Raw genomic sequence first — 16,284 nt, 5'->3', positions numbered from 1 at the left:
AGTTTCTCAACACCGTGCGGGATCAGCTTTTGGTGATTATGCCGCGTTCAGTTCCGGGATCGCCACCTCCTGTTCTGTTGCGTTGAGGAGTTTCATGGAGTGTTCGCTGAAGTAGCGGCGGTCGGCGCCGTCCCATTCGTCGTGTTGCTCGATCAACACGTGCCCGGCCAGGCGCAGTAGCGCGGCAGGGTTCGGGAAGGTGCCCACGACATCGGTGCGGCGTTTGATCTCTTTGTTGACCCGCTCCAGTGGGTTGGTGGACCAGATCTGTCGCCAGTGCGCGGTCGGGAACCCGGTGAAGGCGAGCAGGTCCTCGCGCGCGGTCTCGAGCATGTCGGCGATCTTGGGGTGGGAGCGGGTGAGCATGCGCGTGACTTCGTCGAACTGGGTGTTCACGTGCTCGGCGTCGGGTTGGGCGAAGATCGTGCGGATAATCGAGGCAACCATGGGGCCTGCAGTCTTGGGCACGTTCGCCAACACGTTGCGCATGAAGTGGACCCGGCATCGCTGCCAGGACGAGCCGTGGAACACGGTCTCGATCGCGGCAATCAAACCCGTGTGGGCGTCGGAGATGACCAGCTTCACCCCGGCAAGCCCACGAGCCTTCAACGAACGCAGGAACGTGGTCCAGAACGGTTGCGATTCGGTGTCTCCCACCTCGAAACCGAGCACTTCCCTGCGCCCGTCGGCGGCGATGCCGACCGCGACGACGACGGCTTGGGAGACCACCCGCCGGCCGACGCGGGCTTTGCAATAGGTCGCGTCGAGAAACACGTATGGGTAGGCCTGGTCGGCCAGTGGCCGGTCTCGGAACGCGGCGACGTCCTCGTCCAGGTTCGAACAGATCCGCGACACCTCGCTCTTGGAGATGCCGGTGTCAGCGCCGAGCGCTTTCACTAGATCGTCGACCTTGCGGGTCGAGACGCCGTGAACGTAGGCCTCCATCACGACCGCGAACAAGGCCTGATCGACTCGGCGGCGCCGCTCCAGCAGCGACGGGAAGAACGACCCCTGCCGCAGCTTCGGAACCCGCAACTCCAACTCGCCCGCAGTGGTCGCAAGGGTGCGCGGGCGGGTGCCGTTGCGTTGCGTGACACGATCCGGAGTGCGTTCGAACGGGGCGGCACCGATGAACGCAGCCGCTTCGGCATCGATCAGCTCCTGATAGAGCGTCTCGGTCGCAACCCGGATTCGGTCGGTGACATCGGTGAGTTTAAGTTCCCCGAGCAACTCGAGGAGGGCAGACTGGTCAAGAGCCATCGTGCGTATGTGTCCTTTCGTGAGATTCCTAGACAGTTCTCCCTGACCATCGCACGATGGCTCACCACGTCAACGACGCGACACTCGAGCCCGAGAATTACACCACCCCAGGGGACGTCACCCCGGGTGGCGTTTGATTACGGACGTCGGTATCGTGCGTTCGCCTCAGCGCCCGCTGCACGTCGAGTTCGTGGACGCGGGCTGGGTGCTCAACTCGGTGGTGTCGTGTGACGAGGGTGACTCCGCGGAACGTGCTGCGTTGGTCGAGAATGCGTGGGCAGTTGTTGATGAGCTGGCCACCGACATCTGGCGAGCAACTCGCGCGGCCATGCGTGTTCGTGATGACAGGTCTCTCACGAACCGGTTGCGGCAACGCCGGCTGGCGGTCTGGCCCTCCCATGGGCAGCGACTCCTGGGCGTCGGAGACATGGAGCTGCAGTGGGATGTAGTCGAGCAGGGCGGACAACTCGCTGTGCGGTTCGTCGAGCGCGGGAGCATCGTTGACGAGCGCACCGTCGAGACCGACCAGGAGGCCGCGCAGACCCTGGTTGCCATGGCGCACCTCGGCGGGCAGGAGTCTCCGTCGTGACCTCAGAGCGACGACGCCCGGCACTTCCCGGATTCGAGCGCATTGGATGGCTCGCGCTCGTGTCGCCCGACATGAACCCCCGCGTGCACGACCAGACCCTGTGCCTGGACGGCTCGTGGACGACGGAGACCTCCGTGCGATTCGAGAGTGATGCGCTCGTCTATCGCTCGGGTGGTGAGCGCCCCGCGCCCGACAAGCCATGGCCTGTCCGTGCGCGGTCGATTGATCATGACGTGGTCGCTCGCGTGCTGGCCTATCAGTTTGTCGGCGACATCCGTCGGGGCCTGCGCACCCTCGACTCGACGGCCGCGAAGGCTATCGCCGAACAGCGAGTCGGCCGGGTCGAGGCCGGGTGGCCGAGTCGGCTTCCGAGAGGCTGGTCGGTCTCCAGCGCGGGAGTGTTGTTGCACGGCGACGAGGCGGTCGCTGACGCCGAGCAGGCTTGCTCTGAGCTTGCCCTAGCGGCCTGGACGTGCGGAATCGAACCCGATGCGCTCCTGGCCTTCCTGCTCACCGGCGACACGACGGTGTCCGCGGAGAAACTCCGCGAATCGGTGGATGCATTCGTGAGGCGAATCCCGGGTTTCGATCGGGCTGGTGGAGAAGGTTTGTGATCGGGTGAGTGACAAGAACACCACCTCCCAGCCCTACACCCCGCCGCCTGCCCGTGTGCCCACCGGCCAGAAGTCATGGGCCCTCGGCTTCATCGCGTGGGCACCCCTGCCGGTTCTCCCGCTCATCGGGGCGGCGATCGTGATGATGGCGGTGCGGCCCTCGGCGGAGCGCAGCGGGCACGCAGTCGCCGCGGAGAACGCGCGTCACGCGGCGAACTGGGCGCTTACGGTGCTCACCGTGCTCGTGGCTCTGGCGCTGTATGTCGCCGTTCTCGCCGTCGCCGGCAACGGGCGCGTGCTGAACCCCCGCATCGCGATCCCGTTCATCCGGTCCCGCTAGCGCCGCCCGACAACGTCGAGGGGCCCCGACGATCGCTCGTCGGGGCCCCTCGCGTGCGCTGATCGGGTGGTGCCGTTACGGCTTGCCCGACAGGATCGCCTGCTTGACCTCGGCGATCGCCTTCGTCACCTCGATGCCGCGGGGGCAGGCCTCCGAGCAGTTGAAGGTTGTGCGGCAGCGCCACACGCCTTCCTTGTCGTTGAGGATGTCGAGACGCACCTGGGCGGCTTCGTCGCGGCTGTCGAAGATGAAGCGGTGCGCGTTCACGATCGCGGCGGGGCCGAAGTACTGCCCGTCGGTCCAGAACACGGGGCACGACGACGTGCACGCGGCGCACAGGATGCACTTGGTCGTGTCATCGAATCGCGCCCGGTCCTCGATCGACTGGATGCGCTCCTTCTCGGGCTTGTCGCTCGCGATGAGGAACGGCTGCACCGCACGATACGACTCGAAGAAGGGCTCCATGTCGACGATGAGGTCCTTCTCGAGCGGCAGACCCTTGATGGCCTCGACGTAGATCGGCTTCGTCACGTCGAGGTCCTTGATGAGGGTCTTGCACGCCAGCCGGTTGCGGCCGTTGATGCGCATCGCATCGGAGCCGCAGATGCCGTGAGCGCACGAGCGGCGGAACGACAGCGTGCCGTCCTGGTCCCACTTGATCTTGTGCAGCGCGTCGAGCACACGGTCGGTCGAGTACATCTCGACGTCGAAGTCTTCCCAGTACGGCTCGGCGTCCTTCTCGGGGTCGAACCGGCGAACGATGAGCGTGACGGTGAAGGCCTGAACGGCGCCGACGTCCTGCGAGGGGGCCTCTGCGGTTGCAGTCGCCATCAGTACTTCCTCTCCATGGGCTGGTAGTGCGTGATCGTGACGGGCTTCCAATCCATGCGGATGTGGTCCTCCGGGTTCGCCGAGTGCAGGTCACCGACGAGGTAGGCCATCGTGTGCTGCATGTAGTCGGCGTCGTTGCGGTCGGGGTAGTCGTCGCGCATGTGGCCGCCACGGCTTTCCTTGCGGTTGCGCGCCGAGAATACGACGACCTCGGCGATGTCCAGCAGGAAGCCCAGCTCGATCGCCTCCAGCAGGTCGGTGTTGAACCGCTTGCCGCGGTCCTGGATGCCGACGTTGAGGTACCGGTCACGCAGCTCCTGAATGGTCTGGGTGACGCTGCCGAGGCTTTCTTCCGTACGGAACACCTGGGCGTTCTTGTCCATCTCCTCCTGCAGCGTCTTGCGCAGCTCGGCGAGACGCTCGGGGCCGTTGGCGACGCGCAGGCGCTCGACCATCTCGCGCACCTCCTTGGCCGGGTCTTCGGGGAGGGGAGCGAACTCGGCCGAGTTGGCGTATTCGACGGCGTACGTGCCGGCACGCTTGCCGAAGACGTTGATGTCGAGCAGCGAGTTGGTGCCGAGGCGGTTCGAGCCGTGCACCGACACGCACGCGCATTCGCCGGCGGCGTAGAGGCCCTTCACGACCGTCTCGTTGTCGCTCAGCACCTCGGCCTTGATGTTGGTCGGAATGCCGCCCATGGCGTAGTGCGCGGTCGGCATGACCGGCACCGGCTCGTGCACCGGGTCGACCCCGAGGTAGGTGCGGGCGAACTCGGTGATATCGGGCAGCTTCGTCTCGAGCACCTCGGCGCCCAGGTGCGTGCAGTCGAGCAGCACGTAGTCCTTGTTCGGGCCAGCGCCGCGACCCTCAGCGACCTCCTGCACCATGCAGCGCGAAATGATGTCGCGCGGCGCCAGGTCTTTGATGGTCGGGGCGTAGCGCTCCATGAAGCGCTCACCGCTGGCGTTGCGCAGGATCGCACCCTCACCGCGCGCACCCTCGGTGAGAAGGATGCCGAGGCCGGCCAGCCCGGTCGGGTGGAACTGGAAGAACTCCATGTCCTCCAGCGGGATGCCCTTGCGCCAGATGATGCCGACGCCGTCACCGGTGAGGGTGTGGGCGTTCGAGGTGGTCTTGTAGATCTTGCCGAAGCCACCGGTGGCGAACACGACGCTCTTTGCGTGGAACACGTGCAGGTCGCCGGTCGCGAGCTCGTAGGCCACGACGCCGGAGGCGACGCGCTCGCCGCCCACCTCGCTCATGACGAGGTCGAGCACGTAGAACTCGTTGTAGAACTCGATACCCAGCTTCACGCAGTTCTGGAAGAGGGTCTGCAGGATCATGTGACCCGTGCGGTCGGCCGCGTAGCAGGCGCGGCGCACGGGCGCCTTGCCGTGGTCGCGGGTGTGACCGCCGAAGCGGCGCTGGTCGATCTTGCCGTCGGGCGTGCGGTTGAACGGCAGGCCCATGTTCTCGAGGTCGATGATCGCGTCGATCGCCTCTTTGGCGAGGATCTCGGCCGCGTCCTGGTCGACGAGGTAGTCGCCGCCCTTGACGGTGTCGAAGGTGTGCCACTCCCAACTGTCTTCCTCGACGTTTGCGAGCGCCGCGGCCATACCGCCCTGCGCCGCGCCCGTGTGGGAACGCGTCGGATACAGCTTCGAGATGACCGCCGTCTTGGCGTTCGGTCCGGCCTCAATGGCCGCGCGCATCCCGGCGCCACCGGCGCCCACGATGACGACATCGAACTGGTGATGGTGCGTGATGACCTCCGGCATCGCCGGAGCCGTGTCAGTGATGCTCATGGTTTACAGGCCCTCACAGAAGGATGCGACCAGCGACGGATCAGCGCCGGCCGGGCAGGGGTCGAAGGTGTAGATGACGAGGGTGCCGAGCACGAGCAGCACAACCGTCGAGGCGGCGAGTGCACCGTGCAGGAGGCGGCGGGTGCCGGGGCGCGACACGTAGTCGTTCACGAGGGTGCGCATGCCGTTGGCACCGTGGATGAGGGCGAGCCACAGCATCAGCGTGTCCCAGATCTGCCAGAACGGGTCGGCGAGCTTTCCGGCGACGAAGCCGAAATCGATCTGGCTGATGCCCGTGCCCGTCATGAGGTTGACGAACAGGTGGCCGAAGACGAGGACGACGAGCATGATGCCCGAGGCCCGCATGTAGATCCAGCCCCACTTCTCCCAGTTGACGCCGCGCTTCGTCTGCGCGTACGGGCTGCGGGGTGCGTCGATGGTTGCAGTCATGGTCAGCCTCCGAACACGTTCATCAGGTGGCGGGGGGTGAAGCCGATCATCAGCACGGCCCACACGCCGAGGACGCCCCAGAACATCGTCCGGTGGTGGCGCGTGCCGACCTTCCAGAAGTCGACCAGGATGATGCGCAGACCGTTCAGGGCGTGGAAGCCGACGGCGCCGACGAGGAACAGCTCGCCGATGCCCATGACGGGGTTCTTGTACGTCTCCATCACCGCGTTGTAGGCCTCGGGGCTGACGCGAATGAGCGCCGTGTCGAGAATGTGCACGAGCAGGAAGAAGTAGATCGCCACACCGGTGATGCGGTGCAGGACCCACGACCACATGCCCTCGCGGCCGCGGTACAGGGTGCCGGTCGATAAGACCGATCGGCGGGGTTCGGGTATGGACGTGGTCGCCGAGGCTTCTGTGCCCTCAGCTCCCGTAACCTTCGCTGGCACGAGAAACCCTCCTCAGGGGCGGAATGGTCGACGCGCGCGGCGTCGGCTCCGGTGATTGCTGTTCTCGACTGGTGGCCGCCGATGTGTCTTCAGTGTAGGCGCACTTTTCTGAGTGCTTTGCCCGGACGCGGTGGGTATTCGCCTGTCACACCCCGGCGAGGGCGAATCGCTCGCCCACGCGGGCGCGCGCGGCGTCGATGACGCGCCCGTCGTGACCGACCAGCTGGTTTCCGAAAGCCTCCCACGTGCGCAATCAGACCGATCGGCCCGCCCGCAAGCGCGGGCGACGGAGGTCGTGACGCCGTCGCCGGTCGTTTAGGACGCTGTCGGTGGACGGTGAGAACCCCCGGTAGACACGGTCGGGCGATAGGGTGACGCGCATGACCGCGCCCGACGAGACGCTGCCGCACTTTCACGCGATCATTCCCGCCGGAGGAGTCGGCTCGAGACTGTGGCCCCTGTCGCGGGCCGAGACGCCGAAGTTCTTGCACGACCTCACCGGCAGCGGTCACACGCTGCTGCGCGACACCTGGAACCGCTTGAAGCCCCTCACCGGCGACGACGCGATCATGGTGGTCACCGGCCGCGCGCACCGGGTCGCCGTCATCGAGCAGTTGCCCGAGCTGGCTGAGGCGAACATCGTGCTCGAGAGCGAGCCGAAGGACTCCTCCGCCGCGATCGGCCTCGCCGCCGCGATCCTGCACGGCCGTGATCCCGAGGTGGTGATCGGGTCGTTCGCCGCCGACCATGTGATCGGGGATGCGCAGCGCTTTCGCGCCGTCGTCTCCGAGGCGGTGGCCGTCGCCCGGGAGGGGTACATCACGACGATCGGCATCGAGCCGACTGAACCGGCGACAGGTTTCGGGTACATCCAGACGGGTGCGGCGCTCGCCGTGGATGGCGCTCCGCACGCCCAGCTCGTCGAACGCTTCGTCGAGAAGCCCGACCTGGCAACGGCCACTGCCTACGTCGAGTCGGGAGACCACTGCTGGAACGCGGGCATGTTCATCGCCCGCGCCGACGTTCTGCTCGCCCAGCTCGCCGAGACGAGGCCGGCGCTGCACCACGGGCTGATGCGCATCGCGGAGGCGTGGGATACCGCGGAACGCGACGACGTCGTCGACGCCACCTGGCCGTTGCTCGAGAAGATCGCGATCGACTATTCCGTTGCGGAGCCCGCTGCCGAGCGGGGGCGTCTCGCCGTCGTGCGGGGGGACTTCCCGTGGGACGACGTCGGCGACTTCTCGTCGCTGGCGAAGCTTCTGTCGGGCGGCCGTGTCGGCGACCTCGCGATTCTGGGCGAGGGTGCGCGCGTGCTGGCCGACTCGGCGAGTGGCGTGGTGGTGTCGCAGTCGCCGCGGCTGATTTCGCTCATCGGGGTGACCGACATCGTCGTCGTCGACACCCCTGACGCGCTCCTCGTCACGACCCGCGAGAACGCGCAACGCGTGAAGGCTGTTGTTGACGCGATCAAACAGGCGGGCCGCAGCGACCTCTTGTAGGGGGTGTGAGCATCCCGCTCTCAGGCGATCTCGACTGAGCAACGCGTGCTCTTTTGAGCAGCCGGATGCACGTGGTTGCGTGAGACGCCTGAATTTCCGCGGGATTCCGCGTGCGTTCCGGATTCGTAACGCTTCGGTCTCCGGGACTAAAGACCGGGTGAACAGGGCCCCATCGGGCGCTAACGTGGAGCCAATTCGCTCACGCGCCCCCGCGTGGGAACCCCTTTTCTGGAGGACACCTTGACGATCACTACCCGCAAGTCCGGCCTCGCCGGTCTCGCCCTGCTCGGCGCGAGCGCGCTCGTGCTCACGGGCTGCGCCGCGGCCCCCGACGACGAGCCCACGACGGCTCCCGGCACCGACGCCCCGACCGAGCCCGCGCTCGACTTCCTGCCCTGCATCGTTTCCGACGCCGGTGGCTGGGACGACCGCTCGTTCAACGAGGCCGCGTACGACGGCATCGAGTCGGCCGCGAACGACCTCGGGGTCGATTTCGTCGCCGTTGAGTCTGCTGACGAGAACGCCTACGCCCCCAACGTGCAGGCGCTCGTCGACCAGGGCTGCGACCTCATCGTCACGGTCGGCTTCCTCCTCAACGAGGCGACCGCGACCGCCTCGGCCGCGAACCCCGACGTGAACTTCGCGATCATCGACGACTTCGTCGAGGCTGACAACGTGAAGCCGATCCTGTTCGACACCGTTCAGGCGGCGTTCCTCGCCGGCTACGCTGCCGCGAGCTACACCGAGTCGGGCGTCGTTGGCACCTTCGGTGGCATCCCGATCCCGCCGGTCACCATCTTCATGGACGGCTTCGTGCAGGGCGTTGACTACTACAACGAGCAGAACGGCACCGACGTCACCACCCTCGGCTGGGACTTCGACGCCCAGGACGGCGCGTTCACCGGTGGCTTCGCCCCCGGCACCGAGGCGCTGACCTCGGCGCAGAACCTGATCGACCAGGGTGCTGACGTGCTCATGCCGGTCGGTGGCCCGATCTACTTCAGCGCCGCTGAAGCGATTCGCGACTCGGGTCAAGACATCGCTCTCATCGGTGTTGACAAGGACATCTTCGTCTCCGACCCCGACCTGGGCGACCTCGTCCTCACCTCGGTGCTGAAGAACATCGGCAACGCCGTGTACGACGTCGTCACCGCTGCGGCCGAGGGCAACTTCGACAACAGCCTCTACATCGGCAGCCTCGAGAACGACGGCGTGGGCCTTGCCCCGTTCCACGACTTCGAGGCATCGGTTGACCCCGAGCTGCAGGCGCAGATCGACGAGCTGATCGCCGCGATCATCTCGGGCGAGCTCGTCGTCGAGTCGCCGGCAACGCCCGGTCAGTAACAACCCGGTAGTACCTCACTGAGGGGGAGGTCGACGAAAGTCGGCCTCCCCCTCAGCCCGTTACGGGGCGACGGATGCGCGGGGCGCGACGGGCGACGAACGCGCGCTGCGAGCATCCCGCCCCTCCTGCTCAGATGAGCGCTCCCGTGCTCAAAATCCGGCCGTGTGCCCCCAGTACAGTGAATCTCGGAAGCAGTGCCGCGACCCCGGCGGCGCAGGAAGGCCCAGATCATGAAGCTCGAGCTTCGTGGCATCACCAAGCGCTTTGGCGCGCTCACGGCGAATGACCACATCGACCTGACCGTCGAACCCGGCGAGATCCACTGTCTCCTCGGTGAGAACGGTGCCGGCAAGTCCACCCTCATGAACGTGCTCTACGGCCTGTACCGGGCTGACGAGGGCGAGATCCTCCTGAACGACGTCGTGCAGAAGTTCGAGGGCCCCGGTGACGCGATGAACGCCGGCATCGGCATGGTGCACCAGCACTTCATGCTCATTCCCGTCTTCACGGTCGCCGAGAATGTGATGCTCGGCAACGAGAGCACGAAGGCAGCTGGCGTGCTCGACCTCGAGACCGCACGGGCCAAGGTGCGCGAGATCAGCGCACGCTTTGGCTTCGACATCGACCCCGACGCGAAGATCGAAGACCTGCCGGTCGGCGTGCAGCAGCGGGTCGAGATCATTAAGGCGCTCTCGCGCGACGCGAAGGTTCTCGTCTTCGACGAGCCGACCGCCGTCTTGACCCCGCAAGAGACCGACGAGCTCATGGACATCATGCGCCAGCTCAAGGCGGAGGGCACCGCGATCGTCTTCATCACGCACAAGCTGCGCGAAGTGCGCGAGGTTGCCGACCGCATCACGGTCATTCGTCTCGGCAAGGTCGTCGGCGAAGCTGAACCGACCGCCTCGAACGCCGAGCTCGCATCGCTCATGGTCGGCCGTGCCGTGTCACTCACCGTCGATAAGGCCGCGGCGACCCCGGGTGACGACGCCCTCGTCGTCGACAGCCTCACGGTCACCGACCCGATCGGTCAGGTGCTCGTCGACAACGTCTCGTTCACGCTGAAGCGCGGCGAGATTCTCTGCGTCGCGGGCGTTCAGGGCAACGGGCAGACCGAACTCACCGAGGCGATCATGGGCCTGCAGCACCGCGTGCTCGGCTCGATCGTGCTCGACGGCACCGAACTCGTCGGCAAAAACCCGCGCGGGGTACTCGACTCGGGGGTCGGGTTCGTTCCCGAAGACCGCAAGGAAGACGGCCTGGTCGGCGAGTTCACCATCGCCGAGAACCTCATGCTCGACCGCTACACGGGCGAGCCCTTCGTCAAGGCCGGCACCCTGCAGCTCGACGCGCTCGCGAAATTCGCCACCGAGAAGGTCGCCGAGTTCGACGTGCGCGCCCAGGGCATCGCGACGAAGGTCGGGCGCCTGTCGGGCGGAAACCAGCAGAAGGTCGTGCTCGCTCGCGAGCTCAGCCGCGAACTGCGACTGTTCATTGCCGCGCAGCCGACGCGCGGCCTCGACGTCGGATCGATCGAGTTCGTGCACAAGCGCATCGTCGAAACCCGCGACTCGGGGGTTCCCGTGATCGTCGTCTCGACCGAGCTCGACGAGGTCGCGGCGCTCGCTGACCGCATCGCGGTCATGTATCGCGGGCGCATCATCGGCATCGTGCCGGGCGACACCCCGCGCGACGTACTCGGACTCATGATGGCTGGAGAGACCCCCGCGGAGGTGGCGGCGTGAGCGACACGAACGACAACAAGGCGACGCCCGACAAGCCCGACCAGCTGTCGGCAGCCGGAACCGGCCCCGAGGCGGCAGCACCCGCGACGGTGACGGACGCCCCGGCGGCCGTTCCCGCGGAGACGCAGGAGGCGCCACGCCAGAACCAGATCGTGAAAGAGATCGTCGGCGGCTCGGCGATGATCTCGCTGCTCGCTGTCGTGCTGGCGTTCGTCTTCGGCGGCATCCTCATCGCGCTGACCGACCCCGTGGTGCAGCAGACGGCGACCTACTTCTTCGCGCGACCCGGCGACATGATCGGCGCCATCGCCGACGCCGTGGGTGGCGCATACGCGGCTCTCTTCCGCGGCTCGGTGTTCAACTACCTGCGCGCCGACGACTTTGCGGCGGCGATCCGCCCGCTCACGGCGACGCTCGCGAACGCGACCCCGCTGATCGCGGCCGGCCTCGGTGTGGCGCTCGCGTTCCGCGTGGGCCTGTTCAACATCGGTGGTCGCGGACAGATCCTCATCGCCGCCGCCGCTGCCGGATACGTGGGAGCCTACGTTCCGCTTCCCCCGGTCATCCACCTGATCGTCGCCCTCGTCGTCGGCCTCATCGGCGGCGCGATCTGGGGCGGCATCGTCGGCCTCCTGAAGGCGCGCACCGGTGCCCACGAGGTCATCGTGACGATCATGCTGAACTACATCGCGTTCTACCTGATCTCGTTCCTGCTGCGCACCCCCGGTGCCCTGCAGGCGCCGGGTCAGTCGAACCCGCGCTCGGCCCCGATGCTCGAGACCGCGCAATTCCCGAAGATCGCGGGCGACGCGTATGACCTGAACCTCGGGTTCATCCTCGTTATCGTCGCGACGATCTACGTCTGGTACCTGCTCAACCGCTCGGCGATGGGCTTCCAGTTCCGGGCCGTCGGTGAGAACCCGCACGCCGCGCGGGTTGCCGGCATCAACGTGAAGGCCACGTACGTCAAGGTGATGGTCATCGCCGGCGCCCTCGTGGGCCTCGCCGGCGTGCAGCAGGCGCTCGGCAACTTCACCGGCGGTATCGCGGCCGGCCTCGACGCCGGAATCGGCTTCGACGCCATCACCGTCGCCCTGCTCGGCCGCTCGAAGCCCGTCGGTGTCTTCTTTGCGGGCATCCTGTTCGGAGCCCTGAAGGCGGGCGCCGTGACGATGCAGGCCGCCGAGGGAATCCCCGTCGACATCGTGCTCGTCGTGCAGTCGTTCATCGTGCTCTTCATCGCGGCACCACCGCTCGTGCGCTCGATCTTCCGACTGCCGACACCCGACCCGAACTTCCACTGGCGAAAGTCGAAGCTCGACCGTAAGGCGGAGGTAGCGAAGTGATCGACGTGGAAACCACCCCCGTCCCCGCCGGCGGCTCCGCGCCCGCGACAATCGCGGTGCGCAGCTGGAAGGCCCCCATCGGATTCTCGGCGTTCGTCGTCATCGCCGCGGTGCTGTTCATCGGCCTCGGTCGTGACGGCGTCACGAATTTCCGCCTCAGCACGAACAGCGACCTCATTCAGCTGCCCGAGATCCCGCTACCGGCGCTCGCGACGGGCATCGTGGCGACCGCTGCCATGGCCACCATCACGGTCTACGCCTTCCTGCGGGCGCGCGAGGCGAAGACGATCCCACTGTGGGTGACCACACTGTTCGCGGTCATCTTCCTCACCGCGTTCCTCACCTGGGCGGCGGCCGGCGCGACGCTGCCGATGATCGGTCTGCTCGCCGGAGCGCTCACCGTGTCGACGCCGCTGATCTTCGGATCGCTCGGCGGCGTCATCAGCGAGCGCGTGGGTGTCGTCAACATCGCGATTGAGGGCCAGCTGCTCTCGGGCGCGTTCGTCGCGGCGCTCGTCGCGAGCATCACCGGCAACCCGTTCGCGGGGCTGGCCGGGGCCATGCTCGCCGGCGCGCTGGTGTCGACGATCCTCGCCTCGTTCTCGATCAAGTACTTCGTCGACCAGATCATCGTCGGTGTCGTCTTGAACGTGCTCGTCATCGGCCTCACGAGCTTCCTGTTCTCGACCCTCATGTCGGGCAACTCGGCGGCCTTCAACGCGCCGGCCCGCTTCGAGCGCATCGCCATCCCGCTGCTCAGCGAGATTCCGATTCTCGGGCCGATCCTGTTCCGCCAGTCGATCATCGTGTACCTCATGTACATCGCGGTCGTCGCCGTGTGGTTCGCGCTGTTCAAGACCCGCTGGGGCCTGCGCCTGCGTGCCGTCGGCGAGCACCCGACGGCGGCCGACACGGTCGGCATCAAGGTGCGCGCGACCCGCTTCTGGAACGTGCTGCTCGCTGGCGCGATCGTCGGCGGCGGAGGCGCCTTCTTCTCGCTGGCCGCCGTCGGCTCCTTCCAGAAGGAAATGACGAACGGTGCCGGCTTCATCGCCCTTGCCGCCGTCATCTTCGGCCGCTGGGACCCGATCCGCGCAACGCTCGCGGCGCTGCTCTTCGGCTTCGCCACGAACCTGCAATCGACCCTGTCGATCGTCGGTTCCCCCGTGCCGAGCGAGTTCATGCTGATGCTGCCCTACATCGTCACGATCTTCGCCGTGGCCGGCCTCGTCGGCTACTCCCGGCCGCCCGCCGCGACCGGCAAACCGTACATAACATCGTGACCGTCACGAGCATCCGGAGCATGCGATGACGAGCACCGACATCGACTGGGATGCCCTGCGTTCCGTCGCCATGGACGCCATGCGCAAGGCGTACGTTCCGTATTCGAAGTTTCCCGTGGGGGTGGCCGCGATCGTCGACGACGGTCGCGTCATCTCGGGCTGCAACGTCGAGAACGCGTCGTACGGCTTGACGCTGTGCGCCGAGTGCACGCTCGTGTCGACGCTGCACATGACCGGTGGCGGCAAGCTGATCGCCTTCACGTGTGTCGATGGCAACGGTGGGGCTCTGATGCCGTGCGGCCGCTGCCGCCAGCTGTTGTACGAACACTCGGCCGAGGGAATGCTGCTCGAGACCGTCAGCGGCATCAAGACCATCGACGAGGTGATTCCCGACGCGTTCGGGCCGCGCACCCTGGAGGAGTACCACTCGTGAGCATCGAACCGTTCGACGTCGTCGACCTGATTCGCACCAAGCGCGACCGCGGCACGCTGTCGACCGAGCAGATCCAGTGGATGGTCGACGCGTACACCCGCGGCTACATCGCCGACGAGCAGATGTCGGCCATGGCAATGGCCATCTTCCTGAACGGCATGGAGCGCGACGAGGTGCGCGACATGACGCTCGCCATGGTTGCCTCCGGCACGCGGCTCGACTTCTCAGGCCTCACGAAGAAGACCACCGACAAGCACTCCACTGGCGGAGTGGGCGACAAGATCACTCTCCCGCTCGCGCCACTCGTCGCCTCGTTCGGCGTCGCGGTGCCGCAGCTGTCGGGCCGCGGGCTCGGACACACGGGCGGAACGCTCGACAAGCTCGAGTCGATCCCCGGCTGGCGGGCGAACGTCTCGGTCGACGACATGATGGCGCAGCTCGAGAGCGCGGGCGCCGTGGTCTGCGCCGCCGGGTCGGGGCTCGCCCCCGCAGACGGAAAGCTGTACGCCCTGCGCGACACCACGGGCACCGTGGAGTGCATCCCGCTGATCGCGTCGTCGATCATGTCGAAGAAGATCGCCGAGGGCACGGCAGCGCTCGTGCTCGACGTGAAGTTCGGCTCGGGCGCGTTCTTGAAAGACATCGAGCAGTCGCGCGAACTCGCGAAGGTCATGGTGCGCCTCGGTGAGGACGCCGGTGTCGCCACCCGCGCGGTGCTCACCAACATGAACGTGCCGCTCGGCCTCGCCATCGGCAACGCCAACGAGGTGCGCGAATCGGTCGAGGTGCTCGCCGGCGGCGGCCCCGCCGACATTGTCGAGCTGACCGTGACGCTCGCGCGCCACATGCTCGAGCTCGCCGGCGTCACCGACGCCGACGTGGAAGGAGCGCTCCACAACGGGCAGGCGATGGACGCCTGGCGCGCCATGATCAGTGCGCAGGGCGGCGACCCGGATGCACCGCTGCCGGTCGCCCGCGAGACCCACGTGGTGACCGCCGACCGTGACGGCGTGCTCGTCGAGCAGCAGGCGCTGCCCTTCGGTATTGCCGCCTGGCGCCTCGGAGCCGGACGCGCCCGCAAGCAGGACCCGGTCGACCACGCCGCGGGCATCGACCTGCACGCGAAGCCGGGCGACACCGTGACGAAGGGGCAGCCCCTGTTTACCATGCACACGAACGAGGCGGCACGCTTCGACCGTGCGCTCGAGGCGCTCGAGGGCGGGTACCGCATCGGGTCGGCGGGTGACGAGGTCGTCACGGGCGGCCCGCTCGTCGCGGGCGTCGTCGAGGCGTAGCCTGCGCCGCCGACCTCAGAAGTCGGTGTGGCCGATGCGCTCGAGCGCGTCGACCACGAGCGCCCAGAAGCGGTCGACGTCGAGATCCATGGCGACGTGGGTCGTGCATCCATTTGGTGCGGGTGCGCGGAGATCAGCCACGGTCATCCCGAGCGTCGACGTTCCCGTGAGCTCGACGGTGAGCGGCGCCGCGATCGTGCGCACGATCGTCGGGTCGATGACCGCGGCGACGGCGACCGGGTCGTGCACGGGCGGGTGGTCGAAGCCCTGCGCGTCTTTGTACGTGTGGCCGAAGAAGTCGAGCAGCTCGCCGACGAAGCGGGCCGCGGGCGTTCCGACGGCGGCGATCGCGGCGGCAACCTCGGGCGTCGCGAGCGCCTGGTGGGTGACGTCGAGGCCGACCATGACGAGCGGCCACGACTCGTTCATGACGATGTGCGCGGCCTCGGGGTCGATGACGATGTTGAATTCGGCGACCGCGTTCCAGTTCCCGACGTGCACGCCGCCGCCCATCAAGACGACCTTCTTCACGCGCTCGACGATGCGCGGCTCGAGCCGGGCCGCGAGCGCAATGTTGGTGAGGGCGCCGGTCGGCACGAGGGTGACCGTGCCCGGCTCTTCGGCCATGACGGTGTCGATGATGAGCTGGGCGGCGCTCCGCTCATCGAGCGCGATGGTGGGCTCCGGCAGCACGGGCCCGTCGAGCCCCGAATCGCCGTGAATGTCGGGCGCGGTCTCGATCGCGCGCACCAGCGGGCGCTCCGCCCCGCGCGCAAACGGGATGCCCGTGATGCCGGCCACGCGCGCCACGGACAGCGCGTTCCTGGTCACCTTCTCGATCGTCTGGTTGCCCATCACCGTGGTGACGGCGAGCAGCTCGATCTCGGGGCTGCCGTGCGCGAGCAGCATCGCGATGGCGTCGTCGTGGCCGGGGTCGCAGTCGAGGATGATCTTCTCGGGCATCCCCTCAGCGTAGGGCTCTGGCGACCACTAGATT

The 16,284-nt window shown here is 67.1% G+C and carries 16 protein-coding genes; 10 read left to right on the top strand and 6 right to left on the bottom strand.

Annotation, left to right across the window (positions count from 1 at the left end; all coding sequences use genetic code 11):
• Window positions 1–36: 36 nt before the first annotated feature.
• Window positions 37–1,260: an IS256 family transposase gene (locus CPY97_RS11500; RefSeq protein ID WP_096420758.1), complete on the bottom strand. Its 1,224-nt coding sequence runs from the start codon at window positions 1,258–1,260 to the stop codon at window positions 37–39.
• Between the two features lie 154 nt (window positions 1,261–1,414).
• Here CPY97_RS11500 and CPY97_RS11495 point away from each other — a divergent pair, with 154 nt between their 5' ends.
• Genes CPY97_RS11495 through CPY97_RS11485 form a run of 3 tightly spaced genes read left to right on the top strand, consistent with a single transcriptional unit; the run spans window position 1,415 to window position 2,803 of the window.
• Complete coding sequence (locus CPY97_RS11495; protein ID WP_150129269.1) at window positions 1,415–1,849, top strand: hypothetical protein; 435 nt, start codon at window positions 1,415–1,417, stop codon at window positions 1,847–1,849.
• Entirely contained in the window at window positions 1,846–2,463 is a 618-nt protein-coding gene (locus tag CPY97_RS11490; protein WP_096422868.1) for a hypothetical protein, read from the top strand. The genes CPY97_RS11495 and CPY97_RS11490 overlap by 4 nt, the downstream gene beginning before the upstream one ends.
• A 4-nt stretch (window positions 2,464–2,467) precedes the next feature.
• A complete protein-coding gene (locus CPY97_RS11485; protein WP_096422866.1) occupies window positions 2,468–2,803 on the top strand; it encodes a hypothetical protein in 336 nt (111 codons plus the stop codon).
• A gap of 75 nt (window positions 2,804–2,878) precedes the next feature.
• Here CPY97_RS11485 and CPY97_RS11480 read toward each other — a convergent pair whose 3' ends face one another.
• Genes CPY97_RS11480 through sdhC form a run of 4 tightly spaced genes read right to left on the bottom strand, consistent with a single transcriptional unit; the run spans window position 2,879 to window position 6,284 of the window.
• Entirely contained in the window at window positions 2,879–3,634 is a 756-nt protein-coding gene (locus tag CPY97_RS11480; protein WP_096422864.1) for a succinate dehydrogenase iron-sulfur subunit, read from the bottom strand.
• Window positions 3,634–5,439, bottom strand: a complete 1,806-nt coding sequence (sdhA, locus tag CPY97_RS11475; RefSeq protein ID WP_173826886.1) for a succinate dehydrogenase flavoprotein subunit — start codon at window positions 5,437–5,439, stop codon at window positions 3,634–3,636. Before sdhA ends, CPY97_RS11480 begins: the two co-directional genes overlap by 1 nt.
• A 3-nt stretch (window positions 5,440–5,442) precedes the next feature.
• Entirely contained in the window at window positions 5,443–5,889 is a 447-nt protein-coding gene (locus tag CPY97_RS11470; protein WP_096422862.1) for a succinate dehydrogenase hydrophobic membrane anchor subunit, read from the bottom strand.
• A 2-nt stretch (window positions 5,890–5,891) separates the two neighbouring features.
• Window positions 5,892–6,284 (bottom strand): succinate dehydrogenase, cytochrome b556 subunit, encoded by a 393-nt coding sequence (gene sdhC / locus CPY97_RS11465; protein WP_269457854.1) that lies wholly within the window; start codon window positions 6,282–6,284, stop codon window positions 5,892–5,894.
• Window positions 6,285–6,718: 434 nt separating this feature from the next.
• Between sdhC and CPY97_RS11460 the strand changes: the two genes are divergently transcribed.
• From CPY97_RS11460 to CPY97_RS11430, 7 genes are all read left to right on the top strand, one after another.
• A complete protein-coding gene (locus tag CPY97_RS11460; RefSeq protein ID WP_096422858.1) occupies window positions 6,719–7,840 on the top strand; it encodes a mannose-1-phosphate guanylyltransferase in 1,122 nt (373 codons plus the stop codon).
• Window positions 7,841–8,080: 240 nt separating this feature from the next.
• Complete coding sequence (locus tag CPY97_RS11455) at window positions 8,081–9,184, top strand: BMP family lipoprotein (protein ID WP_096422856.1); 1,104 nt, start codon at window positions 8,081–8,083, stop codon at window positions 9,182–9,184.
• 231 nt (window positions 9,185–9,415) lie between these two features.
• Window positions 9,416–10,930, top strand: a complete 1,515-nt coding sequence (locus CPY97_RS11450; RefSeq protein WP_096422854.1) for an ABC transporter ATP-binding protein — start codon at window positions 9,416–9,418, stop codon at window positions 10,928–10,930.
• On the top strand, window positions 10,927–12,276 hold the full coding sequence (locus tag CPY97_RS11445) for an ABC transporter permease (protein WP_419866107.1): 1,350 nt from the start codon (window positions 10,927–10,929) through the stop codon (window positions 12,274–12,276). Before CPY97_RS11450 ends, CPY97_RS11445 begins: the two co-directional genes overlap by 4 nt.
• Window positions 12,277–12,281: 5 nt before the next feature.
• Window positions 12,282–13,559, top strand: coding sequence for an ABC transporter permease (locus tag CPY97_RS11440; RefSeq protein ID WP_096423653.1), 1,278 nt, complete (start codon window positions 12,282–12,284; stop codon window positions 13,557–13,559).
• 25 nt (window positions 13,560–13,584) lie between these two features.
• Window positions 13,585–13,992, top strand: a complete 408-nt coding sequence (locus CPY97_RS11435) for a cytidine deaminase (RefSeq protein WP_096422852.1) — start codon at window positions 13,585–13,587, stop codon at window positions 13,990–13,992.
• Entirely contained in the window at window positions 13,989–15,287 is a 1,299-nt protein-coding gene (locus tag CPY97_RS11430; protein WP_096422850.1) for a thymidine phosphorylase, read from the top strand. Before CPY97_RS11435 ends, CPY97_RS11430 begins: the two co-directional genes overlap by 4 nt.
• A 15-nt stretch (window positions 15,288–15,302) precedes the next feature.
• On the opposite strand, the gene CPY97_RS11425 is transcribed toward CPY97_RS11430, so the two are convergent.
• Window positions 15,303–16,250, bottom strand: coding sequence for a nucleoside hydrolase (locus CPY97_RS11425; RefSeq protein ID WP_096422848.1), 948 nt, complete (start codon window positions 16,248–16,250; stop codon window positions 15,303–15,305).
• Window positions 16,251–16,284 lie beyond the last annotated feature (34 nt).

The sequence above is a fragment of the Microcella alkaliphila genome (assembly GCF_002355395.1).
Classification (GTDB): Bacteria; Actinomycetota; Actinomycetes; order Actinomycetales; family Microbacteriaceae; genus Microcella; species Microcella alkaliphila_A.
This window is presented reverse-complemented; position numbering and strand designations above follow the sequence as displayed.

Bases quoted from the DNA above. Each gene is read 5' to 3' on its own strand.
- CPY97_RS11500 (WP_096420758.1), bottom strand. From the start codon at position 1,260: ATGGCTCTTGACCAGTCTGCCCTCCTCGAGTTGCTCGGGGAACTTAAA.
- CPY97_RS11480 (WP_096422864.1), bottom strand. From the start codon at position 3,634: ATGGCGACTGCAACCGCAGAGGCCCCCTCGCAGGACGTCGGCGCCGTT.
- sdhA (WP_173826886.1), bottom strand. From the start codon at position 5,439: ATGAGCATCACTGACACGGCTCCGGCGATGCCGGAGGTCATCACGCAC.
- CPY97_RS11470 (WP_096422862.1), bottom strand. From the start codon at position 5,889: ATGACTGCAACCATCGACGCACCCCGCAGCCCGTACGCGCAGACGAAG.
- CPY97_RS11460 (WP_096422858.1), top strand. From the start codon at position 6,719: ATGACCGCGCCCGACGAGACGCTGCCGCACTTTCACGCGATCATTCCC.
- CPY97_RS11450 (WP_096422854.1), top strand. From the start codon at position 9,416: ATGAAGCTCGAGCTTCGTGGCATCACCAAGCGCTTTGGCGCGCTCACG.
- CPY97_RS11435 (WP_096422852.1), top strand. From the start codon at position 13,585: ATGACGAGCACCGACATCGACTGGGATGCCCTGCGTTCCGTCGCCATG.
- CPY97_RS11425 (WP_096422848.1), bottom strand. From the start codon at position 16,250: ATGCCCGAGAAGATCATCCTCGACTGCGACCCCGGCCACGACGACGCC.